Source organism: Thermus tenuipuniceus (assembly GCF_002964845.1).
GTDB lineage: Bacteria > Deinococcota > Deinococci > Deinococcales > Thermaceae > Thermus > Thermus tenuipuniceus.
Window position 1 is genome coordinate 1 of the sequence record NZ_KZ672971.1, and the last position, 24,147, is coordinate 24,147.

The 24,147-nt window shown below is 64.8% G+C and carries 28 protein-coding genes and 1 CRISPR repeat array; of the genes, 17 read left to right on the plus strand and 11 right to left on the minus strand.

Annotation, left to right across the window (positions count from 1 at the left end):
- Positions 1–150 precede the first annotated feature (150 nt).
- Positions 151–612 carry a transcriptional regulator NrdR gene (nrdR, locus tag C2847_RS04755; protein WP_105317323.1) on the minus strand — a complete coding sequence of 154 codons (462 nt, stop codon included), beginning with the start codon at positions 610–612 and terminating at the stop codon, positions 151–153.
- A complete protein-coding gene (locus tag C2847_RS04760) occupies positions 609–1,316 on the minus strand; it encodes an SDR family NAD(P)-dependent oxidoreductase (protein WP_105317324.1) in 708 nt (235 codons plus the stop codon). The genes nrdR and C2847_RS04760 overlap by 4 nt, the downstream gene beginning before the upstream one ends.
- A gap of 28 nt (positions 1,317–1,344) precedes the next feature.
- Here C2847_RS04760 and C2847_RS04765 point away from each other — a divergent pair, with 28 nt between their 5' ends.
- The gene (locus C2847_RS04765; protein ID WP_105317325.1) at positions 1,345–1,824 is read left to right on the plus strand and encodes a macro domain-containing protein; all 480 of its coding nucleotides are present in this window, start codon (positions 1,345–1,347) and stop codon (positions 1,822–1,824) included.
- A gap of 61 nt (positions 1,825–1,885) precedes the next feature.
- Here the strand turns inward: C2847_RS04765 and C2847_RS04770 are convergent, their stop codons facing one another.
- Entirely contained in the window at positions 1,886–2,788 is a 903-nt protein-coding gene (locus C2847_RS04770) for a putative Ig domain-containing protein (protein WP_105317326.1), read from the minus strand.
- A gap of 30 nt (positions 2,789–2,818) precedes the next feature.
- On the opposite strand from C2847_RS04770, the gene dcd reads away from it, so the two are divergent.
- Genes dcd through trmH form a run of 5 tightly spaced genes read left to right on the plus strand, consistent with a single transcriptional unit; the run spans position 2,819 to position 6,234 of the window.
- Positions 2,819–3,364 carry a dCTP deaminase gene (gene dcd, locus C2847_RS04775; protein WP_015716556.1) on the plus strand — a complete coding sequence of 182 codons (546 nt, stop codon included), beginning with the start codon at positions 2,819–2,821 and terminating at the stop codon, positions 3,362–3,364.
- A 3-nt stretch (positions 3,365–3,367) separates the two neighbouring features.
- Entirely contained in the window at positions 3,368–3,973 is a 606-nt protein-coding gene (locus C2847_RS04780) for a peptidylprolyl isomerase (protein ID WP_105317327.1), read from the plus strand.
- Positions 3,970–5,055 carry an ATP phosphoribosyltransferase regulatory subunit gene (locus C2847_RS04785; RefSeq protein ID WP_105317328.1) on the plus strand — a complete coding sequence of 362 codons (1,086 nt, stop codon included), beginning with the start codon at positions 3,970–3,972 and terminating at the stop codon, positions 5,053–5,055. Before C2847_RS04780 ends, C2847_RS04785 begins: the two co-directional genes overlap by 4 nt.
- Positions 5,052–5,675 carry an ATP phosphoribosyltransferase gene (gene hisG / locus C2847_RS04790; protein WP_105317329.1) on the plus strand — a complete coding sequence of 208 codons (624 nt, stop codon included), beginning with the start codon at positions 5,052–5,054 and terminating at the stop codon, positions 5,673–5,675. Before C2847_RS04785 ends, hisG begins: the two co-directional genes overlap by 4 nt.
- Positions 5,659–6,234 carry a tRNA (guanosine(18)-2'-O)-methyltransferase TrmH gene (gene trmH, locus C2847_RS04795; RefSeq protein ID WP_105317330.1) on the plus strand — a complete coding sequence of 192 codons (576 nt, stop codon included), beginning with the start codon at positions 5,659–5,661 and terminating at the stop codon, positions 6,232–6,234. Before hisG ends, trmH begins: the two co-directional genes overlap by 17 nt.
- Here trmH and C2847_RS04800 read toward each other — a convergent pair.
- Together C2847_RS04800 and C2847_RS04805 are read right to left on the minus strand one after the other, a co-directional pair.
- The gene (locus tag C2847_RS04800) at positions 6,224–7,177 is read right to left on the minus strand and encodes a branched-chain amino acid transaminase (RefSeq protein WP_105317331.1); all 954 of its coding nucleotides are present in this window, start codon (positions 7,175–7,177) and stop codon (positions 6,224–6,226) included. The two genes, trmH and C2847_RS04800, sit on opposite strands and share 11 nt — an antisense overlap.
- A gap of 37 nt (positions 7,178–7,214) precedes the next feature.
- Complete coding sequence (locus C2847_RS04805; RefSeq protein WP_105317332.1) at positions 7,215–8,111, minus strand: hydrogen peroxide-inducible genes activator; 897 nt, start codon at positions 8,109–8,111, stop codon at positions 7,215–7,217.
- Positions 8,112–8,213: 102 nt separating this feature from the next.
- On the opposite strand from C2847_RS04805, the gene C2847_RS04810 reads away from it, so the two are divergent.
- Positions 8,214–9,122, plus strand: a complete 909-nt coding sequence (locus C2847_RS04810) for a manganese catalase family protein (RefSeq protein ID WP_105317333.1) — start codon at positions 8,214–8,216, stop codon at positions 9,120–9,122.
- Positions 9,123–9,167: 45 nt separating this feature from the next.
- Here the strand turns inward: C2847_RS04810 and dprA are convergent, their stop codons facing one another.
- Positions 9,168–10,169, minus strand: coding sequence for a DNA-processing protein DprA (dprA, locus tag C2847_RS04815; protein ID WP_105317334.1), 1,002 nt, complete (start codon positions 10,167–10,169; stop codon positions 9,168–9,170).
- A gap of 122 nt (positions 10,170–10,291) precedes the next feature.
- Between dprA and era the strand changes: the two genes are divergently transcribed.
- From era to C2847_RS04830, 3 genes are read left to right on the plus strand one after another with little or no spacing between them, the layout of a single operon-like run.
- Positions 10,292–11,197, plus strand: a complete 906-nt coding sequence (gene era / locus C2847_RS04820) for a GTPase Era (RefSeq protein WP_105317335.1) — start codon at positions 10,292–10,294, stop codon at positions 11,195–11,197.
- 44 nt (positions 11,198–11,241) lie between these two features.
- Positions 11,242–12,123 carry an acyltransferase gene (locus C2847_RS04825; protein WP_105317336.1) on the plus strand — a complete coding sequence of 294 codons (882 nt, stop codon included), beginning with the start codon at positions 11,242–11,244 and terminating at the stop codon, positions 12,121–12,123.
- A 3-nt stretch (positions 12,124–12,126) separates the two neighbouring features.
- Positions 12,127–12,936: a HesA/MoeB/ThiF family protein gene (locus tag C2847_RS04830; RefSeq protein ID WP_105317337.1), complete on the plus strand. Its 810-nt coding sequence runs from the start codon at positions 12,127–12,129 to the stop codon at positions 12,934–12,936.
- Positions 12,937–13,037: 101 nt separating this feature from the next.
- Here the strand turns inward: C2847_RS04830 and C2847_RS04835 are convergent, their stop codons facing one another.
- Entirely contained in the window at positions 13,038–14,171 is a 1,134-nt protein-coding gene (locus C2847_RS04835) for a citrate synthase/methylcitrate synthase (protein WP_105317338.1), read from the minus strand.
- Positions 14,172–14,252: 81 nt separating this feature from the next.
- Positions 14,253–15,398, minus strand: a complete 1,146-nt coding sequence (locus C2847_RS04840; RefSeq protein WP_105317339.1) for a class I SAM-dependent rRNA methyltransferase — start codon at positions 15,396–15,398, stop codon at positions 14,253–14,255.
- Positions 15,399–15,431: 33 nt separating this feature from the next.
- Between C2847_RS04840 and sppA the strand changes: the two genes are divergently transcribed.
- Both sppA and C2847_RS04850 read left to right on the plus strand, forming a co-directional pair.
- Positions 15,432–16,364 carry a signal peptide peptidase SppA gene (gene sppA, locus C2847_RS04845; RefSeq protein ID WP_105317340.1) on the plus strand — a complete coding sequence of 311 codons (933 nt, stop codon included), beginning with the start codon at positions 15,432–15,434 and terminating at the stop codon, positions 16,362–16,364.
- Positions 16,358–16,798 carry an RDD family protein gene (locus C2847_RS04850; RefSeq protein WP_105317341.1) on the plus strand — a complete coding sequence of 147 codons (441 nt, stop codon included), beginning with the start codon at positions 16,358–16,360 and terminating at the stop codon, positions 16,796–16,798. Before sppA ends, C2847_RS04850 begins: the two co-directional genes overlap by 7 nt.
- Positions 16,799–16,862: 64 nt before the next feature.
- Positions 16,863–17,804: a CRISPR direct-repeat array (repeat unit 28 nt; unit sequence GGTCCATCCCCACGTGCGTGGGGACTAC).
- A gap of 182 nt (positions 17,805–17,986) precedes the next feature.
- On the opposite strand, the gene C2847_RS04855 is transcribed toward C2847_RS04850, so the two are convergent.
- Positions 17,987–18,388 (minus strand): metal-sulfur cluster assembly factor, encoded by a 402-nt coding sequence (locus tag C2847_RS04855; RefSeq protein WP_244187354.1) that lies wholly within the window; start codon positions 18,386–18,388, stop codon positions 17,987–17,989.
- A gap of 232 nt (positions 18,389–18,620) precedes the next feature.
- On the opposite strand from C2847_RS04855, the gene C2847_RS04860 reads away from it, so the two are divergent.
- Both C2847_RS04860 and C2847_RS04865 read left to right on the plus strand, forming a co-directional pair.
- Positions 18,621–19,316: a TerC family protein gene (locus C2847_RS04860; protein WP_105317342.1), complete on the plus strand. Its 696-nt coding sequence runs from the start codon at positions 18,621–18,623 to the stop codon at positions 19,314–19,316.
- A 1-nt stretch (position 19,317) separates the two neighbouring features.
- Complete coding sequence (locus C2847_RS04865) at positions 19,318–19,857, plus strand: VTT domain-containing protein (RefSeq protein ID WP_105317343.1); 540 nt, start codon at positions 19,318–19,320, stop codon at positions 19,855–19,857.
- 16 nt (positions 19,858–19,873) lie between these two features.
- On the opposite strand, the gene C2847_RS04870 is transcribed toward C2847_RS04865, so the two are convergent.
- Together C2847_RS04870 and C2847_RS04875 are read right to left on the minus strand one after the other, a co-directional pair.
- Positions 19,874–20,176: a P-II family nitrogen regulator gene (locus C2847_RS04870; RefSeq protein ID WP_105317344.1), complete on the minus strand. Its 303-nt coding sequence runs from the start codon at positions 20,174–20,176 to the stop codon at positions 19,874–19,876.
- A gap of 3 nt (positions 20,177–20,179) precedes the next feature.
- Entirely contained in the window at positions 20,180–21,136 is a 957-nt protein-coding gene (locus C2847_RS04875) for a sodium-dependent bicarbonate transport family permease (RefSeq protein ID WP_105317345.1), read from the minus strand.
- A gap of 47 nt (positions 21,137–21,183) precedes the next feature.
- Here C2847_RS04875 and purE point away from each other — a divergent pair, with 47 nt between their 5' ends.
- The 3 genes from purE to C2847_RS04890 are packed head-to-tail and all read left to right on the plus strand — an operon-like array spanning position 21,184 to position 23,989.
- On the plus strand, positions 21,184–21,714 hold the full coding sequence (purE, locus tag C2847_RS04880; RefSeq protein ID WP_105317346.1) for a 5-(carboxyamino)imidazole ribonucleotide mutase: 531 nt from the start codon (positions 21,184–21,186) through the stop codon (positions 21,712–21,714).
- Positions 21,711–22,814 (plus strand): 5-(carboxyamino)imidazole ribonucleotide synthase, encoded by a 1,104-nt coding sequence (locus tag C2847_RS04885; RefSeq protein ID WP_105317347.1) that lies wholly within the window; start codon positions 21,711–21,713, stop codon positions 22,812–22,814. Before purE ends, C2847_RS04885 begins: the two co-directional genes overlap by 4 nt.
- A gap of 38 nt (positions 22,815–22,852) precedes the next feature.
- On the plus strand, positions 22,853–23,989 hold the full coding sequence (locus tag C2847_RS04890; RefSeq protein ID WP_105317348.1) for a phenylacetate--CoA ligase family protein: 1,137 nt from the start codon (positions 22,853–22,855) through the stop codon (positions 23,987–23,989).
- Positions 23,990–24,147: the final 158 nt, after the last annotated feature.

Genomic DNA, 24,147 nt, shown 5'->3' on the forward strand with positions numbered 1-24,147 from the left:
GCACGCCGCCAGCGTTCACCCTGAGCCAGGATCAAACTCTCCAACAAAAAACGCCCGAAGGCGTTATTGGCTTCTTGGTGTTCGCCTCTGCTCTCCCCTTTTCAAGATCCCCCTGCTTGGGCTTTCGCCCGCGCAGCAAAAGCTATGCTATCAAGCCCCCTCCTTCTTGTCAACACCCCCCAGGCGGCGGATCTCCTCGATGAAGCGCTCCACGGAATCAAACTCCCGGTACACGGAGGCGAAGCGGATGTAGGCCACGTGGTCCAGATCCCGTAAAAAGGCCATGGCCTTCAGGCCGATCTCCTCGGAGGTGATCTCCGGGCCCGTCACCTGGTCCTCAAAGGTGTAGGCAAAGCGGCGGAGCACCTCCGGGTCCACGGGGCGCTTTTCACACGCCAAAAGAAGCCCCCTCAGAAGCTTGTCGGGGTTAAAGGGCTCCTTGCGCCCATCCCGCTTGATCACCATCAAAGGCTCCAGCTGGGTGCGCTCGTAAGTGGTGAAGCGGCGGCCACAGGCGGGGCATTCCCGGCGACGGCGGATGGCCGCCCCCTCATCGGAGGGGCGGGAGTCCACCACCCGGGTATCAGGATGACCGCAGTAAGGGCACTTCATGGCACTTCCCTAAGGAGCTCGTAGATCTCGGGGGACGGGGGAGGCTCGGGAAGCTCCACCTCCAGCACCACCCCGCGGACCCCTTCGGAAACCATGGAACCCAGGCCCAGGGCCGCCCGGACCAAGGCCTGGTCGTAGGCTTCGGAAACCGGGTCCCGGGAGGGCACCACCCCGTTCACCCGCACCCCGGGAAAGGTCCGGGTGACCCCCTCGATGAGCCCCTCTACCGCCCGGCGCACGGAAAGGGTATGGGGCTCTATGCGCACCGCCGGCGGCAGCACCAGGGTGACAAACCCGCCCCCGGCCAGGTGGCGCAAACCCTGCTGGAGCACATACAGGCTGGACTTCACATCCTGGCTCATGAGGTCGTACCACTCCCCCTCCAGAAGCTCCACGAAGGGGGTCTTGCTCTCGGCGGTGGTCACGTGAACGATACCGTCCAATAGCCCAAAAAGCTCCTCCACCTTTTCAAAGGTGCTGGTCACATCCAAAACCACGCTCATATCGCCCCGGATGGGGATGGCCGTGGCCCCCAAGGCCTCCACCTCCGAGGCCACCCCCGTAGCCAGCTCCACGTCGGGGTCCACGGCGATCACCGTGGCCCCATTGCGCCCGTAGCCGTGGGCGATGGCCCGGCCGAAGCCCCTGCCGGCCCCGGTCACCATGACGATCCGCCCCTCGAGGCCCAAGATATCCCGTGACATCAGGCCCATTGTACGGGAAAATAAGAGCATGGCCCGCATCCGCGTGGCAGAAGGGGACATCACCGGGTTCCAGGGGGATGCCATCGTCAACGCCGCCAACAACCACTTGAAGCTGGGGGCCGGGGTGGCGGGGGCCATCCTGCGGAAAGGAGGCCCCTCCATCCAGGAGGAGTGCGACCGCATCGGCCCCATCCGGGTGGGGGAGGCCGCGGTCACGGGGGCGGGGAACCTGGGGGTGCGCTACGTGATCCACGCCGCCGTCCTGGGGGATGAGCCCGCAAGCCTAGAGAGCGTGCGCCAGGCCACCCGAAGCGCCCTGGAAAAGGCCGTGGAGCTCGGCCTAAGGACCGTGGCCTTTCCCCTTCTGGGCACCGGGGTGGGAGGGCTTCCCGTGGACCAGGTGGCCCAAGTGATGCTGGAGGAGATCAAGAAGGCCCCGGATACCCTCGAGGTCACCCTCTACGGTTACCGCAAGGAGGACGCCGAGGCCATCCGCAAAGCCCTCTGACACCAGCTCGCCTAGTCCAGTTGGGGGCTATAACCTTCTTGCAAGCCCCATCCCCACGGCCTTAAGGCAAGCTTTGCTCCTGGGGCGGAGGGGGAGCCTCCTCCTGTCCACCTGAAGGGGTGCTCCCAGGAGGCACCGGGGCGGTGACCTTGGGAAAGTAGCCCTGGCCCAACGCCTGCAGGTCGGCGCCTTCCACCTTGCCGTCCCCGTTCAGGTCCCCTTTGAGCTCCTTCCCCTCCTTGCCCCAGTTCTGGGCCAGCTGCAGGAGTTCGGCAAAGGGCTTGCCCCGCTTCAAGGCCTCCCCTAAGGGCTTCCCCTCCTTGTCGTAGAAGACCACCCGAGGGGCAAGCCTCGGGGTAAGGGGTTTTTGTGGGGTGAGGAGGAGGCGGAAGGCCTCCTGGTCCTTTAAGGCCTTGGCGAAGGCCACATCCAGGCGCAAAAGCCCTGCCTCCGGATCGTAATCCAGGAGGTAGACGGGGCTCGCCACCTTCAGGCTGGCAAGATCCGGGCTCAGATCCCGTAGGGGAAGCTCCAGCTGGAAGCCCAAGGCCTCCCGTACCTCCACCCGGCCCAGGAGCAGGAAGGGCCCCTCCACCTGGGTCGGGGGGGCCACCAGGGTGAGCCTGGGGGGAGGGGGGTCGCTGACGGTGAGGGTAAGCCGCTGGACCCGGCTATTCTTGGCCCCATCCTCCACGGTGAGGGTGAGGGGGAACTGTCCCTTCTCCTTGGGGGTTCCGGTGATCCGCCCCCCCTGGAAGGCGAGGCCTTGGGGGAGCTTCCCCTCGAGGCTAAAGGTATAGGGCCGTACCCCCCCTTCGGCGCTGAAGGTGGCGGTGTAGGCCTCCCCCAGGTAGGCGGGAGGAAGGTTGGCGCTGGTAAGGCGCAAGGGCTCCATCCCCGCCCCCGTGGGGTCTTGGGTGCCGCAGGCGGCCAGGAGGAGCAAGAGGGGCCAGAGCTTCCGCATGGGTCCAGTCTAGCGGGTATAGTTGAAGGCATGATTAAGCCGGACTGGTGGATCCGGGAGATGGCCAAAAAGGGAATGATCGAGCCCTTTGAGGAAAGGCTGGTGCGGGAAGGGGTCATCAGCTACGGGCTTTCCAGCTTCGGCTACGACCTCCGCGCCGCCCCGGAGTGGAAGATCTTCACCAACGTCTTCTCCACGGTGGTGGATCCCAAGGGCTTTGACCCCAAAAGCTTCGTGGAGTACGAGGGGGAGGAGGTCATCATCCCCCCCAACTCCTTCGCCCTCACCCGGAGCATCGAGTACATTCGGATGCCGGAGAACGTGATCGCCATCGCCTTGGGCAAAAGCACCTATGCCCGTTGCGGCATCGTGGCCAACGTGACCCCTTTAGAGCCCGGCTGGGAAGGGCACGTCACCCTGGAGATCTCCAACACCACCCCCCTGCCCGCCAAGGTCTACGCCAACGAGGGCATCGTGCAGATCATCTTCCTCGAGGGCCCGCGGCCGGAAACCACCTATAAGGACCGCCGGGGCAAGTACCAAGGGCAGAAGGGCATCACCCTGCCCCGGGTGTAGGCTATGAAGGTGCGCCTCCTCTTCCTCGCCTTCCTTCTCCTCCTGGGCGCCTGCAAGGGTGAGAGCATGCGACCCCTTCCCCACCTTTCGGAAACACCGGTCCGCTCCTTCAAGGCACCCCAAAAGGTGCTGGAAGACGGTAAGGATTACTACGCCCGCCTGAAGACCACCAAGGGGGATATCCTCCTGGACCTCCTGGAGAAGGAGGCCCCCAACACCGTGAACTCCTTTGTTTTCCTGGCCCTCCACCGCTTCTTCGAGGGGGTGGTGTGGCACCGGGTCATCCCGGGCTTCGTGGCCCAGACGGGGGACCCCACGGGCACCGGGCGGGGCGGGCCCGGGTATAGCTTCGGGTTGGAGATCGCCCAGGGTTTGGCCTTCGACCGGGAGGGCATGGTGGGCATGGCCCGCACCCAGGACCCCAACTCCAACGGGAGCCAGTTCTTCATCACCCTGGCCCCCACCCCCCACCTCACCGGGCAGTACACCCTCTTCGCCAAGGTGGTGGAGGGCATGGAGGCGGTAAGGCGCCTTGCCCCCACGGAGGGCCCAGGCGCCGCAGGGGAACGGGACAAGATCCTCAGCGTGGAGATCCTGGTCAAGGAATGATCCCCGAAGGCACCCGCTTTCTGCTTCCCCCCGAGGCCCGGCTTAAGGCCGAGCTCATGGCCCGGCTACGGGATCTCTTCCTCCGCCACGGGTATGAGCCCGTGGAGCTACCGGCCCTCGAGGTCTATGACCCCTCCCATCCCCTGGCGGAACGGGCTTTCAAGCTGGTGGACAAAACCGGGGAGGTCTTGGCCCTTAGGAGCGAGTTCACCACCCTTCTGGCCAAACTCCTAAGGCCCCACCTGGGGGAAGGGGTGGCCCGCTTCCAGTACGCCGGGGCCCTATGGCTTAGGGAAGGGGATGCGGAACTCGGCCGCTACCGGGAGTACACCCAGGTGGGGCTGGAACTCATCGGGGCCACGGGCCCCCTGGCGGATGCCGAGATCCTCTCCCTGGTCTTCGCTGCCCTCGAGGCCCTGGGCCTTGAAGGGGTGGTGGAGGTGGGCCTGCCCAGCCTGGTGGGGGAGGTGCTCAAGGCCTCAGGTCTGCCGGAAGAGGAGCAGAAGAAAGCCCAGCAGGCGATCCACCGTAAAAACTTGCCCGAGCTGGAAGACCTCCTTGGCCGCCACCCTGTGCCGGAGGAAGCCCGAAAGACCCTCCTAGCCCTACCTGACCTCTACGGGGAGCGCGAGGTGCTGGAGGAGGCTAAGAGGCTTCCCCTTCCCGATCGGGCCAGGAAGGCCCTGGAGGACCTGGAGAAGACCCTGGAACTTCTGGAAAGGCCCGTGCTCTTGGACCTGGGCATGGCCCGGCGCTACGAGTACTACTCGGGGGTCTTCTTCCGCGCCTACACCCCGGGATTCGGCCTGCCCCTTCTGGGAGGCGGCCGGTACGACGGGGCCCTCCTCCCCAGGGCGGCGGGGTTCGCCATAGGGGTAGAGCGAGCCCTGGAGGCCCTAAAACCCCCCAGGGTGGACGTAAGCCCCGAGGTTTTGGCCCTGGACCTAAAGGCCCTTCGCCGCTTCGCCCGGGAGAAGCGGGTGGAGCTCTTCCACGGGGAAGACCCCGTGGCCTACGCCAAGGCCCGGGGCATCCCCTACCTGGCCCAAGGAGAGCGCATCTTCAAGGTGGAGGAGGCATGAAGCGCTTTGCCCTTACCATTGCCCTGCCCAAAGGGCGAATGTTTCAGGAAGCCTACGAGGCCTTAAGGAAAGCAGGGCTGGAACTCCCTTCCATAGAGAACGAGCGGGCCCTCCTCCACGGCAAGGAAGGAGGGATCGCCCTCCTGGAGCTTCGCAACAAGGATGTGCCCGTCTATGTGGACCTGGGGATCGCCGAGGTGGGGGTGGTGGGCAAGGATGTGCTTTTGGACTCGGGCCGGGACCTTTTCGAGCCTGTGGACCTGGGCTTCGGAGCCTGCCGCCTTTCCCTCATCCGGCGCCCCGGCGATACCTCCCCCATCCGGCGCATCGCCACCAAGTATCCCCTCTTCACCACCCGGCTCCTGAAGGAACGGGGCTGGGTAGCGGATGTGGTGGAGCTATCCGGAAACATCGAGCTGGCCGCGGTCACGGGCCTGGCGGATGCGGTGGTGGACGTGGTCCAGACCGGGGCCACCCTGAAGGCGGCGGGCCTGGTGGAGGTGGAGGTCCTGGCCCATTCCACCGCCCGCCTCATCGTGAACCGCCAGGCCCTCAAGCTTAAACGCTCGCTTTTGAAGCCCCTGATCGCTAAGCTGAGAAACCGTGACGGAGGCCCGTAGACGCCGCATAGAGGAGGTCCTAAGGAGGCGCCAGCCCGACCTCACTGTCTTACTGGAAAACGTACACAAGCCCCACAACCTCTCGGCCATCCTGAGGAGCTGCGATGCGGTGGGGGTCCTCGAGGCCCATGCGGTGAACCCCACGGGGGGCATGCCCACCTTCAACGAGACCAGCGGGGGAAGCCACAAATGGGTCTACCTGCGGGTGCACCCCGACATCCAGACGGCCATCGGCCACCTGAGGGAGCAGGGTTTTCGGATCTACGCCACCGCCTTGCGGGAGGACGCCCAAGACTTCCGGGAGGTGGACTACACCAAGCCCACCGCCATCCTCCTGGGAGCGGAGAAATGGGGGGTTTCCGAGGAGGCCCTGGCCCTTTCCCACGGGGCCATAAAGATCCCCATGCTGGGCATGGTGCAGAGCCTGAACGTGAGCGTGGCGGCGGCGGTGATCCTCTTTGAGGCCCAAAGGCAAAGGTTAAAGGCGGGGCTTTACGAGCATCCCCGCCTGGACCCAGGGCTTTACCAAAGGGTCCTCGAGGACTGGCTCAGGAAGTGACGTAGGTAAGCCAACCCTCGTACTCGGGCCGTAAGCCCCTGGCGGCCTCCAGGTAGACCTCCCGTAGCCTCAGGGCAATGGGCCCGGCGGTCCCCGAGCCGATGGGCCGCCAGTCGATCATGGATACCGGGGTCACCTCGGCGGCGGTGCCGGTCATGAAGACCTCGTCGGCCATGTAGAGCTGGTCCCGGGTGGCCCGCACCACCTGGACCTCGTACCCCAGGTCCTTGGCGATGCGGATCACGGAATCCCGGGTGATCCCCTCCAGGTTCACCGAGTGCTCGAGGGCATAGATCACCCCATCCCGCACGAAGAAGAGGTTCTCCCCGCTGCCCTCGGCCACGTACCCCTCCTCGTCCAAAAGGAGGGCCTCATCGGCGCCTGCCGCCACCGCCTCCATCTTGGCCAGGGCCGAGTTTACGTAGTTCCCTCCCACCTTGGCCTTGCCCGGCATCACGTTGGCGGGGAAGCGGGCCCAGGAGCTGGTGATGAGCTTGGCCCCCTTGCGCACCGCCTCCTCCCCCAGGTAGGCCCCCCATTCCCAGGCGGCCACCATCACCTCGGCGGGGTTGTTGGGCAGGGGGTTCACTCCCAAGGCCTTGGCCCCCATCCAGGCCAGGGGGCGGATGTAGCAGCTTTTGTAGCCGTTTCGCCGCACCACCTCCTTGATGGCCTCCTCGATCTCCTCCGGGGTAAAGGGAATCTCCATGCGCAGGACCCTGGCAGAGTGGAAGAAGCGCCGCACATGCTCCTTTAGGCGGAAGATGGCAGGGCCTTTGGGGGTTTCGTAGGCCCGGATGCCCTCAAAGACGCTGGTGCCGTAATGGAGGGCGTGGCTTAGGACGCTGGTCTTGGCCTCCTCTTGGGGCAGAAGGGCCCCATTCATCCAGATGAGACCGGCTTTGATATGAACATCCCCACCTTTGGCCTCGGGCTTCACCATGATGAACCTCCGCCCCCATCATAACGCTTTTCCGCCCCTAGCCCTTTAACCGTAGCTCTTGGAAAACCCCCTTGGCCTCTTCCCCAAGGGCCCGGGCCACAGGTGCCTTGAGGCTTCCCTCCCGCACAAGAAGGTAGACGGTCCGCCCCGCCCCTGGGGGGCTTAGGAGCCGCAGGTGGACGTGCTTGGCCCGGGGAAGGGTCCACAGGGCCACCTCGGGCAGAAGGGTAAGCCCCCCCACCTCCTCCACCAGGAGGATCAGGGTTTCCAGATCCCCGCTTTGGAACTCCACCCTGCGCCTTTCCAGGCTGGGGCGGCAGACGGAAAGGACCTGGTCCCGGAAACAGTGGCCCTCCGAAAGGATCCAGGTGTCCTCGAGGGGGATCTCCAGGGGGTGGAGGCTCTCCTTGGCGTAAAGGGGGTGGCCCGGGGAGATGTAGGCCAGAAACTCCTCGGAAAAAAGGGGAAGGCTCTGCACCCCCGGTGCCCGCTCCTCCGTACCCACCAACCCCGCATCCAACCGGCCCTCCGCCAGCCCCTGAAGGATGGCCGGGGTGAGCTCCTCCTGCACCGAGACCTCGAGGCCCGGGTACCTTTCCAGCAACCGGGGCAAAAGCCTTGGCAGAAGATAAGGGGCCAGGGTGGGGATGACCCCCACGCGGAAAGGGCCTTGGAAGACCCCCTCCTCCCCCCGGGCGATGGCCTTGACCCTGGCCACCTCCTCCAGCACCCGGCGGGCCTGGGCCGCCACCCTTTCCCCGACCTCCGTGGGCTTCCCCTGCCTGCGGTCAAAGAGCTTGACCCCAAGCTCCTCCTCCAGCTTGCGGATCTGCACGCTGAGGGCAGGCTGGGTGAGGTAGACCCGCACCGCCGCCCGGGTAAAACTCCTCTCCTCCACCAGGGCCACCAGGTAGCGCATCCGCTCCAAGGTCATAAATTCAGTTTATAGTCACCACCAATAAAATGCATTGGACTTATGCGAGGACCTCCCCTAAGGTGAAAGCTGCCTGGTGAGACCAGGCAGGAGGTGAGAAGGATGTTCCTGAGAATAGACCGCCTGCAGATCGAGCTCCCCATGCCCAAGGAACAAGACCCCAACGCCGCCGCCGCGGTACAGGCCCTGCTGGGAGGGCGCTTTGGGGAAATGTCCACCCTGATGAACTACATGTACCAGTCCTTCAACTTCCGGGGGAAGAAGGCCCTTAAGCCCTACTACGACCTCATCGCCAACATCGCCACTGAGGAGCTAGGCCACATCGAGCTGGTGGCCGCCACCATCAACAGCCTCCTGGCCAAGAACCCGGGGAAGGACCTCGAGGAAGGCGTGGACCCGGTGGCCGCCCCCCTAGGCCTCGCCAAGGACGCCCGCAACGCCGCCCACTTCATCGCCGGCGGGGCCAACAGCCTGGTGATGGGGGCTATGGGGGAGCACTGGCACGGGGAGTACGTGTTCACCAGCGGCAACCTCATCCTAGACTTGCTGCACAACTTCTTCCTGGAGGTGGCCGCCCGCACCCACAAGCTCCGGGTCTACGAGATGACGGATAACCCCGTGGCCCGGGAGATGATCGGCTACCTCCTGGTGCGGGGCGGGGTCCACGCCGCCGCGTACGGCAAGGCCCTGGAAAGCCTCACCGGGGTGGAGGTGAACAAGATGCTCCCCATCCCCCGCATCGACAACGGCAAGATCCCCGAGGCCAAGAAGTTCATGGACCTGGGCTTCCACAGGAACCTCTACCGCTTTAGCCCCTCGGACTACCAAGACCTGGGCCTCATCTGGCAAGGCGCTTCCCCTGAGGACGGGAGCCAGGTGGTGGTGATAGACGGACCTCCCACGGGCGGGCCGGTCTTCGACGGGGGCCACGACGCCGCCGAGTTCGCCCCCGAGTTCCACCCAGCCGAGCTCTACGAAATCGCCAAAAAGCTCTACGACAAGGCCAAATAGGCCATCCCCTAGCTTTCCCGGCCGGGCCCTCGGGCCCGGCCGGGGTTATGTAGCTCCGTAGCGTCCCCCGGGAAGGGCCTGGGCCAGCCCCTTGAGCTCCAGCAGGGTGAGGAGGGAAAGCACCTTTTCCGCAGGAACCCGCAAGGCCTGGGCCAGATCCTCGGGTAGGGCTTCCCCTTGCCTAAGGAGGGCGTAAAGCCCCTCCTCTTCCGGGGAAAGCTCCACCGCCTTCCTGGGTTTCCCGGAAAACCCCAGGTAGGAAAGAACGTCCTCCGCGGAAAGCACCGGATAGGCTCCATCCTGGATGAGGCGGTTGGTCCCCATGGAGTTCGCATCCGTGGGACGGCCCGGCACCGCCAAAACCTCCTTGCCCAGTTCCAGGGCATACCGGGCGGTGATGAGGGCCCCGGACTCCATGGGAGCCTCCACCACGATCACCGCCCGGACCAGCCCCGCAATGATGCGGTTTCTTCTGGGGAAAAACTCCGGCTTGGGTCCGGTGCCGAAGGGGAACTCGGAAACCAGGGCCACCTTCCGGGCCAGCTCCCGGTGCTCGGGAGGATAGATGCGGTCCAAGGCGCTTCCCAAAACCCCCAGGGTGGGCCCGCCTCCCTCCAGGGCCCCGAGGTGGGCCTCCCGGTCCACCCCCCTGGCCAGGCCGGAAACCACGCAAAGCCCGGCCTCGGAAAGCTCCCGGGCAAGTTTGCGGGTGAAGGAAAGCGCCCAGGTGGAGGCTTTCCTGGTGCCCACGATGGCCACCGCCTTCCCCTCCCCCGGAAGATCCCCTTGCGCATAGAGGTGGGTGGGAGGTTGGGGAAGCCTCCTAAGCCCCTCGGGAAAGGCCTCTTCCCAAAGCCCCAGAATTCGAGCCCCCAGGGCCTCCGCCCGCTCCCTTTCCCGCCTGGCCTGCCTTTCCGCTTGGGGAAGCTCGGTTGCCGCCTGGGGAAAGCGTTCTTTTAAGGAAAGAAGGGGGTTTTCCTCTGCCAAAAGCTCAAGAAGCCGCTTGGGCCCGATGCCGGGAAGCAGGGCCAGGGCCAAGGGATCCACGGGTTTAGAGTATACTGAAACATCTGGGTCACGGGCGTAGCCCGTATCCCGGAGTCCGTGCCCGGAAGGTCCGGCCCCAGGCCCCAAGGCCAATCCAAGGGGGTCGGGATGACCTACCAGATATGGAAGAGAAAACTTACTCCGGCTTTGTGGCCATCGTGGGCAAGCCCAACGTGGGCAAGTCCACCCTCCTCAACAACCTCCTGGGGGTAAAGGTGGCCCCCATCAGCCCCAAACCCCAGACCACCCGCAAGCGCCTTCGGGGCATCCTCACCGAGGGAAACCGCCAGATCGTCTTCGTGGACACCCCGGGCCTCCACAAGCCCATGGACGCCCTGGGGGAGTTCATGGACCAGGAGGTCTACGAGACCCTTTCCGACGTGAACACCGTGGTGTGGGTAGTGGATCTCCGCCACCCCCCTACCCCGGAGGATGAGCTGGTGGCCAAGGCCCTCAAGCTCCTGGTGGGCAAGGTGCCCATCCTCCTGGTGGGCAACAAACTGGATGCTGCCAAATACCCCGAGGAGGCCCTTAAGGCCTACCACGCCCTCCTCCCCGAGGCCGAGACCAGGATGCTTTCCGCCTTGGACGAACGCCAGGTGGCCGAGCTCAAAGCGGAACTCCTGGCCCTTCTCCCCGAAGGCCCCTTCTTCTACCCCGAGGACTTCGCCAAAAGCGACCAGGACTTCGGGGAGTGGGTGGCGGAGATCATCCGGGAGGAGGCCATGAAGCGCCTATGGCACGAGGTGCCCTACGCCGTGGCGGTGAAGACCGAGGAGGTAGCGGAGAGGGAAAACGGCATCCTGTACATCAAGGCCGTCCTCTATGTGGAACGCCCCTCGCAAAAGGCCATCGTCATCGGGGAGGGGGGCAGGAAGATCAAGGAGATCGGCCAGGCGGCCAGGAAACAGCTGGAGATTTTTCTGAACCGGCATGTGTACCTGGACCTCGAGGTCAAGGTCTACCCCGACTGGCGCAAGGACCCCGAGGCCCTGCGGGAACTGGGCTACCAATCCTCTATAGGGTGAGGGAGAGCATTCCCCTGTGGGCCTTTTCCGGTTAGCATACCCATATGCCCTGGCTCCTTCCTCGAGGCATCGCCCCCCTTCACGAAAGGGCCCTGGATCGCTTCATCGGGGCTTTGGTGGAGAAGCTTTCCGATCCCAGCGTGGACCGGAGTGCCCTGGTGAGAGAGGAACTTGCCCGCCTCCTCTACGGCCGGCCCTATGCGGAACTCCTAGAGCTAAACCCCCTGGCCGCCATGGGGCTAGACCCCGAGGGCATCACCTTTGAGGCGGAGTACTACGCCGCCACCGACCAGGAAAGGTTCCAAAAGGTTAAACCCCTCCTTTGGTTCTGGAAGGTTTTGGACCTCACCCCCATCGGCCAGTCCGTGCACTCCGGGGTGGCCATCCGCCGGGCCTTAGCCCCCTTCATCTTCAAGCGGGTGGGGAAAAACCCCAAGTTCTTCCAGAACGTGGAGTTCTCCGTGGGGTACAACCTGGAGCTGGGGGACGACGTGGTGGTTCACCGCTATGTGCTCCTGGACGACATCGGGGGCATCAAAATCGGAGACCGCACCTCCCTTTCCGACTACGTGAACGTCTACAGCCACACCCACCACGTCCTGGCCTCCCCTGACGTCACCCTCAAGGAAACCATTATCGGTAGCGGGGTGCGCATCACCTACCACGCCACCATCCTGGCCGGGGTGCGCATCGGGGACGACGCCATGGTGGGCACGGGGGCCATCGTCACCAAGGATGTGCCCCCCCACGCCATCGCCCTGGGGATCCCGGCCCGGCCCGTGCGCTACAAGGTGCGCCACGACTGCCCCTACTGCCGCAAGGGGGAGCCCCATCCCTCGGACCTCGTCCCCAGGATGCCCGACCGCAAGGGCAACCCCGACTACCCTGATTTCCTCCCCCCTGGCTTCGGAACCCGGGAGGCCTAGGCCATGTGGACCAAGGAGGAGCTGGACCGGTACCACCGCCAGATGATCCTGCCCCAGGTGGGCCCCGAAGGGCAGGAAAAGCTGAAGCGCGCCTCCGTGGTGGTGGTGGGGGCCGGAGGCCTGGGGGTGCCGGTTTTGCAGTACCTGGTGGCCGCCGGGGTGGGGCGGGTGGGCATCGTGGAGATGGACCGGGTGGAGCTTTCCAACCTTCACCGCCAGGTGCTCTACACCACGGAGGACGTGGGCAGGCCCAAGGCCCTGGCCGCCAAGGAGCGCCTCTTAGCCCTGAATCCTCTGGTGCAGATCGACACCTATCCCGTGCGCCTCACCTCGGAAAACGCCCTGGAGATCCTCAAGCCTTACGACCTGGTGATCGATGCCTCCGACAACTTCCCCACCCGCTATTTGGTGAACGACGCCTGCGTGTTCCTAGGAAAACCCCTCGTCTACGGGGCCATTTACCAGTTTGACGGCCAGGTGGCGGTCTTCCACCACCTGACCCTCGAGGGGGAGATGGGCCCCTGCTACCGGTGCCTCTTCCCCAAGCCTCCTCCCCCGGGAAGCGTTCCCTCCTGCGCCGAGGCCGGGGTCTATGGGGTGTTGCCGGCGGTGGTGGGAAGCCTCATGGCCGCTGAGGCCCTCAAGGTGCTTTTGGGGATCGGAAAACCCCTGGCTGGGTCCCTGCTCCTCTACGACGCCCTAGAGACCCAGTTCCGCAAGCTCTCCCTGCGCCGCAACCCCGCCTGCCCGGTCTGCGGCGACCACCCCACCCAGCGGGAGCTTATCGACTACGAGGCCTTTTGCGGCCTCTAATACCCCCCCCCCCCCCCCCCCCCCCNGGCGAAGGAGACGGGAAAAAGGGCATAGAGGACAAAGCCGAGGGCCTTGCCCCCGGCTTCCCCATAGCCTCTCTCCTAAGCCCGGGCCTCGAGAGGCACGTAGGGCACGTCCAGCTCCCCGGTATACTTGGCATCCGGCCTAAGAAGGCGGTTATCCAGAGCCTTGTACTCCAGGATGTGCCCCACCCAGCCCGCGATGCGGGCCACGGCGAAGATGGGGGTGAAGAACTCCAGGCCGAAGCCCAGGTCGGAGTAAACCACCCCGGAGTAGAAGTCCACGTTGGGGTAGATGCCCCTGGGGTTCAGGACCTTGCCCGCCTCCTCCTCCACGACCTTCAGGATCTGGTACTCGGTGGAGTGGCCGTGGGTTTCCGCCACAATCCGGGCCAAGCGCTCCAGGACCCCGGCCCGGGGGTCAAAGGCCTTATAGACCCGGTGGCCCATGCCCATGATGCGCTCCTTCTTGGCCAGCTTTTCCCGCACCCAGTCCCGGGCCCTTTCCGGGGTACCGATCTCCTGGATCATCTTCATCACCGCCTCATTGGCCCCCCCGTGCCTGGGCCCCTTAAGGGAAGCCACGGCGGCGGTGATGGCCGAGTAGAGGTCGGTCTCCGTGGAGAAGGCGGCGATGGCGGTGAAGGTGCTGGCGTTGAACCCGTGCTCCGCGTGCAGGATGAGGGCAGCGTCCATGAGGCGCTCCTGCTCGGGGGAGGGCTCCACCCCATTAGCCATGTACAGGAAGTTGGCCGCGTGGGAGAGGTCCTCCCGGGGAGCTAGGGGCTCTTTTCCCTCCCTCAAGCGCTTGTTGGCGGCCACGATGGTGGCGAACTTGGCGATGAGGGAAAGCCCTTTTTGGTAGAGGGCCTCTTGGGAAATCTCCCCCTCGGTGGGATCCAGCATCCCCAGCTCGGAAACCGCCGTGCGCAGGAAGCTCATGGGATGGGCTGAGAGGGGATAGCGGCGGAAGGATTCCAGGAGATGCTCGGGCAAGGCCCGTCGCTCAGCCAGCTCCTTTTTGAACGCCTCGAGCTCCTCCCGTGTGGGAAGTCTCCCATGTAGCAGAAGGAAGGTGGTTTCCTCAAAGGTGCTCTTCTCGGCCAGCTCCTGGATGGGGATCCCGTAGTAGTAGAGGCGGCCCGCCTCCCCGTCGATGAAGCACATCCGGCTTTCCGTAAAGAGCACGCCTTCCAAACCCCTTGCCACTTCCATACGCTCCTCCTTTTTTCGCACCCCCAGGGTGCTTCCACGCCCATCATACCAGGGCGACCTGGTCCTGCCGGGCTATGGCAGCTACAGGGCATCCTCCTGCAGGATCAGGGTCTTTAGATAAAGGCTTTCCGGCACGTGCAGGCTCCAGGGATGGTCCTTGGGCTGGTAGGTGAGGCCGTGCACCCTAAGGCGCATTCCCCGGTCGGCAGCTGCCCGCCGGGCCACTTCCAGAAGGTCCTCCGCCTTGAGGTAGTAGCTGCAGGTGGAAAGCCAGAGGTACCCTCCGGGAGCCAGAAGCCGCAAGGCCTCCCGCAGAAGGTCCACCAGGTGCCTCTTCATGGGGGGAATCTCCTCCGGGCGCTTCACCAGGGTGGGAGGGTCCAGGAGGATATGGTCGAAGGGCCCTTGAAGACCTCTAAGCACCTCCAAGGCCTCCCCATGGCGGATGTCCACCCTAAGGCCCATCCTCAAGGCCACCTGGTCCAGGACGGCCAGGGCCTCGAGGTCCTTGTCCACCGCCAGGGCGTGGGCTCCTTTTCGCGCGGCCCTCAGGGCGAAGCCCCCCACATAGCTAAAGACATCCAAGACCCTCTCCCCCGGGCGCACCATGCCCTCAAAGAGGCGGCGGTTCTCCCGCTGGTCCAGGTAAAACCCCGTCTTCTGGGCCAGGGCCAAGGGGATGGGGAAAACCAGGCCATCCTCCTCCACCGCCAAAACCTCGGGCACCTCCCCGTAGACCGCTCCCACCCTCTCGTGAAGCCCCTCCTGCCTCCTGGCCTCCATGTCGCTCCGCTCGTAAACCCCCTTGGGGCCCACTGCGTCTAGGAGGGCGGGAAACCAGACCTCCCTCAAAGCCTCCATCCCCCGGGTGCGCACCTGGAGAACCAGGACCTCTCCAAAACGGTCCACCACCAGGCCGGGGAGGCCATCCGCCTCTCCATGCACCAGGCGGTAGCTTTGGCCCATCCCCTCCCTCTTGCGCAAAGCCCGTTCAAAGCGGGCCAGAAAAAAGGCCCTATCCAAAGGGCCGGGATCAAAGCGATAAGCCCGGAACGGGATGCGGGAATCCGGATCCAGGTAGCCCACCGCCAAAAAACTGCCATCGGCAGCCACCGCCTCCGCCACCCCTGCTTGCTTGGGAATCCCCTCCAGTTCGTCCCGGTAAAGGTTAGGGTAGAAGTTTCGAACCTTCTTTTCTTTTCCCGGCTTGACCACCACCCTCAGCACGGGCTCAGCATACCCTTGTGCTACCTTGGAACCATGAACCCAAAGCGCTGGCTGGCCCTTCTCCTCTTCGTGGCAGTGGCCCTTCTCGTGGTGGGCCTGGGGCGCCTCATCCAGCCCCGGGAAACCGGCCATCCCTGGCGGGAAGCCACCCTGTACGGCCGGGGCGAAAAAGTCGTTCTCCTGGAGGTGGTGGGCAGCATCCCCATGGGGAAGGACCTCGAGGACCTCCTATCCAAGATCCGCCAGGCCCGGGAGGACCAGAGCATCCGGGCCGCCGTTCTCTTCGTGGATAGCCCCGGGGGCAGCGTTACGGAAACCGAGGCCATCCATCGCGCCCTGAAGGACCTGGCGCAGGACAAGCCCCTGGTGGCCGCCTTCGGCACAGTAGCCGCCAGCGGGGGCTACTACCTGGCCACCGCCGCCCGGGAAATCTTTACCCCCGCTACAGCCATCACCGGGTCCATCGGGGTCATCGCCACCCTTCCCCAGGTCCAGGGTCTGTTGGATAAGCTGGGGGTACGGGTGGAGGTACTCAAGGAGGGGAAGCTCAAGGACATGGCCTCGGGCTTAAGACCCCTGACCCCGGAGGAACGGGCTGTGATCCAGAGCTATATGCGCGAGGCCTATGCGCTCTTCATCCAGCGGGTAGCGGAAGGTCGCAATCTGCCCAAGGAAAAGGTATTGGCCTTGGCCGATGGCCGCATCTACTCCGGCCATCAAGCCATAGCCCTAGGCCTCGCAGACCGGGAGGGCTATCTGGAAGAAGCAGCCAAAAGGGCAGCTGAGCTTGCTGGCCTAAAGGAGTTCCGGCTGGTGCGCTACACAAAGCCCAAAGGACTTCTGGAGGACCTCCTCGGCAAGGGATTCCCCCTTTTGGCCCAAGGCGAAGCCGAGCGCCTGGTGGCACTCCTTGGGCAAAGCCGGTTCCGCCTCGAGTATCGCTACCTGGGAGGTGGCCTATGGTGATCGCAAGCCCCTGGCGCAGGCTCGTGGCCTCCCTTATTGACAGTCTCATCCTGGTTCCCCTGAGCTTCCTCCTGATGGCCCTGGCCGGGATAAACCCCCTGGCGCAAACCACCACCTTCGTCCAGGACCTTCTCTTCAACTGGCTACCCAGCTGGGCCTACTACGTGATCTTCACCGCTTCGCATGGGGCAACCCCGGGGAAAATGGCCCTGGGTCTCAAGGTGGTCCGCACGGACGGCCAGCCTGTGGACTGGCTCACCGCCTTTATGCGGGAGGTGGTAGGCAAGACCCTTTCCACCCTTCCCCTCCTCCTCGGCTACCTCTGGGCTTTCTTCCACCCCAGGCGCCAGGCCTGGCATGACCTCATCGCCGACACCCTGGTGGTGCGTCCAGGCCAGGCCCATGCTAAGACGGAAGGGGACAGGTTTGAGTGAATCAGCCGGGGTGATAGAAACCCATCCCGGCAAGGCAGGGAAAGGACAAGAGAAGGGCTTTCTCGGGCCATCCCCACGTGCGTGGGGACTACGTGCGGTGCTGAGGTTTTTGGAGGGACTCCCCCGGTCCATCCCCACGTGCGTGGGGACTACCGCCCGCGATGGGACGACCGGCAGTATTGGGACGGTCCATCCCCACGTGCGTGGGGACTACCTGAGTGGGCGTCTCCAGGACCCGTGGTGCACCGGTCCATCCCCACGTGCGTGGGGACTACGGGGCCACCTCCGTACCCTCTCGTGGTAATCCTGGTCCATCCCCACGTGCGTGGGGACTACATATGCCGGGTCTTCTCTGTCCACTAAAAATAGGTCCATCCCCACGTGCGTGGGGACTACCGTACCAGAGGAGCTGCAGGTACCAGGCCACCGGTCCATCCCCACGTGCGTGGGGACTACGGTGTGCCAGGGCCCCCTACCCGTCCCCATCTCCGGTCCATCCCCACGTGCGTGGGGACTACGTAGACATCTGCAACCGGGATGATCCCCGCCCCGGTCCATCCCCACGTGCGTGGGGACTACATGGGATTGCGTTCAACCAGAGCGCCTTCCCCCGGTCCATCCCCACGTGCGTGGGGACTACTCTGCCAGAAATGTGGTAAGGTCAGGAACGTTCGGTCCATCCCCACGTGCGTGGGGACTACTCATCGTCCTCGAACACGAAGCGCAGCACCGGCGGTCCATCCCCACGTGCGTGGGGACTACTCCGCCCGCCCCTACCAGGGCACCTTGCCCGCGGTCCATCCCCACGTGCGTGGGGACTACGCTCATCAACCTGGCCAACAGCGCGGTCAACGCGGTCCATCCCCACGTGCGTGGGGACTACGCGTACACGCTCACCCCCTCGCCGATGGTGAGCGGTCCATCCCCACGTGCGTGGGGACTACCCCAGTACAGAATCACGGCCCGCACCTCATCCCCGGTCCATCCCCACGTGCGTGGGGACTACACTTGACCCAGACGGCAAAAACCCCCGCTGACCCCCCTCTATGTCTATGTAAAGGGAACCAGTCTAAGGATTAACTGTCAAGATCCCCGTACGTAAGGCTGGGTGCGCATCCATCAAGACACCTATGGACCCACCTGCCTCCCTCGCACCTCGAGCCCTACTATACCACCCTACCCAGCCGCCTACACGTTGAACCCGAACATGCGCATCATGCGCTTACCCTCCTCGGTCATCCGGGCAGGGGTCCAGGGAGGGGTCCAAACGAACTCCACATTCACCCCCTGCACCCCGGGCAGACGCATCACTGCCATTTCCGCATCCGCCTTCACCATGTCCTGGGCGGGACAGCCGATGGCGGTAAGGGTCATGGTAAGGTCCACCACCCCGTTTTCGTGGATCTCCACATCGTAGACCAGCCCCAGGTCCACGATGTTCACGGGGATTTCCGGGTCATAGACCACCTTCAAGGCCTCGAGGACCTGCTCCTTGGTGGGCAGACCCTCTTTGCTCCCCGCCTGGTTCGCATTCTCCTCCTGCAAGCCAGCCTGCCCCTCCGGCAAACCCTCGCGGTGCCTCTCGTCCATGCTTTACAGGATACCCCTTCGCCCAGCATCCTGCCCACCCAGGCTCACCATTCCCCAAAAGCTTCCTGGTCCTGGCCAAACCGCCAAGGGTGTGGCACAATGTCTTCCGGTTGGGGAGTAGCCCCAAGGCCAGCCTCCCGTCAAGACGGGCATGGGCCCCGGGAGGCTGGGGGCGGAAAGCCCGGGCAAGACCACCGCTATAGCGGTGGTCTTTCTCTTTTAGGAGGTGCGCATGGAAGCCAGTGTCCTCTCGGTGATCCTAATCCTGGTGGCCCTCGAGGTCATCCTCTCCGCGGACAACGCCCTCATTTTGGGGGTCATCGTTCAAAAGCTACCCGTCCACCTGAGGCGGAAAGCCCTTTTCTACGGCATCCTGGGGGCCTACATCCTCCGGGGTCTGGCCCTCCTCTTCGCTGCCTTGGTCATCAAGCTCTGGTGGGTGCAGGTCCTGGGGGCAGCCTACCTCCTCTACATCGCCCTGAAACACTTCCTGAAGCCCGAGGCAGCCCACGCCCCTCCCCCTTTGGAGGTAAGCGCCGCCCAGTTCTGGAAGGTGGTGACCCAGGTGGAACTCATGGACCTGGCCTTCGCCGTGGACTCGGTTCTGGTGGCCGTAGCCCTTTCCGATAAACTCTGGGTCATCTACACCGGGGTCTTCCTGGGCATCCTGGCCCTCAGGATGCTGGCCAGCCTGGTGGTGAACCTCCTGGACCACTACCCTCGCTTCAAGCACCTGGCCTACGTGGTGGTGGGGCTTGCGGGGGTGAAGCTCCTGGTGGGCGGCTGGGACAAGCTCGCGAAGGAGATTCTCCACCGCCCCGAGCTGGCCGTGGGATTGGACAAGGAAGCCTTCAGCCTCCTCATCCTGGCGGTGCTCCTTCTGGGAAGCCTCTGGGCCTTGCGCAAGCCCGCGGCCCAACCCTCATAGGATGAGCCCCCGGACCTATTTTCTGCCGACCCTTCTCCTCTTTTTGGAGGTGGGGTTCCCCTTCGGCCTCCTCGTTCCCGGGGGGGATACCCTCCTCTTGGCCCTGGGAGCCCTGGCCGGGGAGGGTAGGCTTGGCCTCTTCCCCCTTCTTCCCCTCCTCTTCCTGGGCAGCTACCTGGGGCACGGAGTGGGGTACGCCCTGGGCCGGGCCTTGGGGCGCAGGCTTCGGGCCCGTTTCCCCGAGGGGCTCATGAGGCGGGCCGAAGGGCTTCTTCTCCGCTATGGCCCTTCCGCTCTCCTCCTCGCCCCCTTCGTGCCGGGGATGCGCACAGCGGTACCCTTCCTGCTTGGGGCCCTAGGGTTTCCCCTGTTGCCCTACCTTCTCCTCGCCGCCCTGGGAAGCCTCCTCTGGACCCAGGGCTTGGTCCTTTTGGCCTTCTTCCTGGGAAAGACGGTATCCCCCTGGATCCTCTGGCCCATCCTTCTCCTCCTGGCCCTTTCGCCCCTCCTGCGCCAGAAGTTCAGGACGCCTGAGGGCTGAGGGGCCGAACCGGGGCCTACACGTACTTCTCCCCCCGCACCACAAAGACGTTCTCCACGTAGGCGATTACGGCATAATGGGGAAAGTAGGCCTCCTGCAAGCGGGCCAGGATCCTAAGGGCCACCTCCTCGGGAACGATGGTTTCCAGGCGGATGTTCTGGCCCTCCCAGTCCAGGCTGCGCATGCCCCGGGAACCCTCTCCCCTGGCGGGCACGATGGTGTACCCCTTGGCCCCCAGGCGCTTGATCTCCTCCACCAGCCTCTTCTCCAAGATGCTTTCCGCCACGATGGTGACCAGCTTCAAAGGCACCAGATCCATGCTTCACCCTCCCATCCCTTGGGCCAAGGCGTGGTAGATGGGAATACCCAGAACCAGGTTAAAGGGAAAGGTTACCGCCAAGCTTGCCGCCAAATACAGGCTGGGGTTAGCCTCGGGCAGGGCGATGCGCACGGCAGCGGGGGCAGCGATGTAGCTGCTGCTGGCTGCCATGGCCCCCAAGACGGTGGCCCCGCCCACGGAAAACCCCACCAGGTGCCCCACATATACCCCTATGGCCCCGTGAAAGAGGGGAAGGAGGGTTCCGTAGAGGACCAGACGGAAGCCCACCTGCCTTAAGGTGGCGAACCTCGAGGCCGCCACCATCCCCAGGTCCATGAGGAAAAGGGTGAGGGCCCCGTAGAAGGGATCCACAAAAAAGGGCTTTACCCGTTCCATCCCCGCCTCGCCGGAAAAGGCCCCGATGAGAAGCCCACCCACCAGGAGGACCACGCTCTTCCCGGTGAGGACCTCCTGGAAGGCCTCCCCCAGGTTTCCACCCCCCCGCTTGGCCAAAAGCAGGGCCACCACGATGCCGGGCACCTCCAAAAGGGCCACCAGGGTGGGCAAAAACCCCTCGGGTCGGTGGCCCACCGCCTGGGCGAAGGTGAGGGCTGCCAGGAAGGTTACCGCGGAAACCGAGCCGTAATGGGCGGCCAGAGCCCCGGCATCCACCCGGCCCAAGACCAGAAAGCGGCGGGCCAGAAAATAACTGGAAAGGGGCCGGAAAATCCCCAAGCCCAGGGTGGCCAAGGCAGGAAGAAGCACGATGGTCAGGGGCGTTTTGGAAAGCTCCACCCCCCCTTTGAAGCCGATGGCGAAGAGCAGGTAGATGGAAAGCGCCGTGTACATGGCCTCGGGAAAGGCGAGATCGCTTCTAAGAAGCCGGGCCGCCACCCCCAGGGCGAAGGCCAGGACCATGGGAGAGAGGAGGTTGAGCCGAAGGAGCTCCAAGGCATCCATGGCCTGCCTTTTACCACGGGCGGGAGGGCTTGGTACAATCCGGTACGATGCGGCCTTTGGTGGGCGTCATCATGGGCTCCAAGTCCGACTGGGAAACCCTACGCCATGCGGCGGAGACCCTCGAGGCCCTGGGCGTTCCCTATGAGGTGCGGGTGGTCTCCGCCCACCGCACCCCGGACCTGATGGCGGAGTACGCCAAGACCGCCAAGGAGCGGGGGCTTTTGGTGATCATCGCCGGGGCCGGGGGCGCGGCCCACCTTCCCGGCATGACCGCCGCCCACACCCCTTTGCCCGTGCTGGGGGTCCCGGTGGAAAGCAGGGCCTTAAAGGGCCTGGATTCCCTCCTTTCCATCGTACAGATGCCCGCCGGCATTCCCGTGGGCACCCTGGCCATCGGCAAGGCGGGGGCGGTGAACGCCGCACTTCTCGCCGCCAGCATCGTGGGGCTTTCCCACCCTGAGGTGATGGAGCGCCTCGAGGCCTATCGGAAAGCCCAGACCGAAGCCGTCCTGGCCCACCCCGATCCCAGGGAGGAAAAGGGCCCCGAAGGGGCTAGGTTGGCTAGGGAGGAGGGATGAGGCTGGGCATCCTGGGCGGAGGCCAGCTGGGGAGGATGCTGGCCCTGGCGGGCTATCCCTTGGGTCTTTCCTTTCGCTTCCTGGACCCCTCCCCCGAGGCCTGCGCCGGGCAAGTGGGGGAGCTGGTGGCGGGGGATTTTCTGGACGAAGAGGCCCTCCGACGCTTTGCTGAGGGGCTTGAGCTGGTCACCTATGAGTTCGAAAACGTGCCGGTGGAAGCCGCTCGGTTCCTGGAGGCAAGGCTTCCCGTCTTTCCCCCACCCAAGGCCCTGGAGGTGGCCCAGGACCGCCTGGCGGAAAAGACCTTCATGCACAGCCTGGGGATACCCACCCCTCCCTTTCGCCGGGTGGATGGCCTCAGGGAGCTTAGGGAAGGCCTCGAGGCCCTGGGCTTCCCCGCCCTCCTCAAGACCCGCCGGGGCGGGTACGACGGCAAGGGCCAGGCCCTTCTCACCTCATCGGAGGAGGCGGAAAGGGCCTTCCACGCCCTGGGGGGAGGGGGGTTGATCCTCGAGGGGTACGTTTCCTTCCAGCGCGAGCTTTCCCTCCTGGGGGTGCGGAGCCGAACCGGGGAGATGGCCTTCTATCCCTTGGTGGAAAACCGCCACCAGGGGGGCATCCTGCGCCTCTCCCTGGCCCCGGCTCCAGGGGTTTCCCCCACCCTGCAACAGAAGGCGGAAGCCTACGCCAGGAATGCCATGGAGGCATTGGGGTACGTGGGCGTGCTGGCCCTGGAACTCTTCCAGGTGGGAGAGGAACTCCTCTTCAACGAGATGGCCCCCCGGGTTCACAACTCCGGCCACTGGACCCTAGAGGGCGCCGAGACCAGCCAGTTTGAAAACCACCTCCGGGCCCTTTTGGGCCTCCCCTTGGGGAGCACCGCCCCCAGGGGCTATAGCGCCATGGCCAACCTCATTGGAGTGAAGCCCGACTTCCCCCAGGTCCTCGCCCTTCCCGGAGCCCATCTGCACTGGTACGGCAAGGAGGTGCGCCCGGGACGCAAGGTGGGGCACATCACCCTGCGGCGGGACACCTGGGAGGATCTTGCCCGGGACCTTCCCCATCTCCTCACCCTGGCCCAGGCTCCCGAACCGGTATAATCCCTGTGTTCCCTGCGGGAGCGGTAAGGAGGCAGGCTATGGACCGGAACGCTCGGCTCAAAGAGGTGGTGCGCGCGGCCAAGGAACACCCCGTCTACCGGGAGAAGCTTAAGGGAATCCACCCGGAGGAAGTCACCCTGGAGAACCTGGGGGAGCTTCCTCCCACCACCCGGGAGGAATGGGTGGCCTATCTCAAGGAAAACCCACGGCCCCCGGCGGGGGCAAGCCTCATGCACCTCACCCCAAGCCCCCTCATGGGCTGGATGCCCGAGTACCTCTCCCAGGAGGACCTCCGTTACCAGACCGAGGCCCTGGCGGAACACTACCGCAGGCTCGGCCTCACGGGGAAAAAGGTGCTGGTGGCCTTCAGTTACCACGTGTATGCCGGGGGGTGGCTCTTCCACCAGGCCCTCTGGCGGGCGGGGAACCTGGTCTTCCCCCACGGACCAGGAGAGGCCTCCCGCATCGCCGAAATCGGCCATATCTATGGCTTTGACGTGTTGGTCACCAATCCCTCCTTCGCCCTCAAGGTGGGCCAGGCGGGAGGGCGGTTCGCCCTCCTTCTGGCAGGGGGCGAGCCCTTCACCTCCGTCCCCGGCTTCCGGGAAAAGGTGGAAGCCCTTTTGGGGTGCACCGCCCTGGATGCCTATGGCACCAGCGAGCTGGGCATCGTGGCCGGGGAGCGGCTCGCCAAGGATGGGCTATGGGAGATCCCAGAGATGGCAGTGCTGGAGGTCTTGGACCCCGAGACATTGAAACCCGTGCCCAATGGGGAGAAGGGGGAGCTGGTGGTCACCGCCCTAAGCCGCACCCTCATGCCCATGGTGCGCTTCCGCACCGGAGACCTAGCCGTGGCCGAAAGGCGGGAAGGGCTCACCGTCCTACCCCGGGGGGTCTTTGGCCGCACCGACCAGATGGTTAAGGTGAAAGGGGTAAAGTTCTACCCCACGGAGCTCGCCCCCATCCTGGGCGGATTCGGCCTGGACCCCAGGGGCTTCCAGGTGGTGGTGGAAAGGAAGCTGGAGGGCACGGACAAGCTGGTTCTCCGGCTCAAGGCAGAGAAGGTGCCGGCAGGGCTTTTGGAAGCCATCACCAAGGCCACGGGGCTGAAGGTGGACGAGGTGGAGCTTTCGGGGGAGCTGGAAGGCGGCCTGGTGGTGGACCGGCGCTTCTAAACCACCCCACCTTCGCCTCCGCCAAGGTGGGGGCCCCAGTAATCCCCCCCCCACCTGGACGCAGCCCAGGTGGGGACCCTGGTACATCCCTTCTCTAGGCCATGTTCTTGGGCACCCATGGAGGGCGGGACGGCGAGAAAGAGTACAAGGCCATCTTC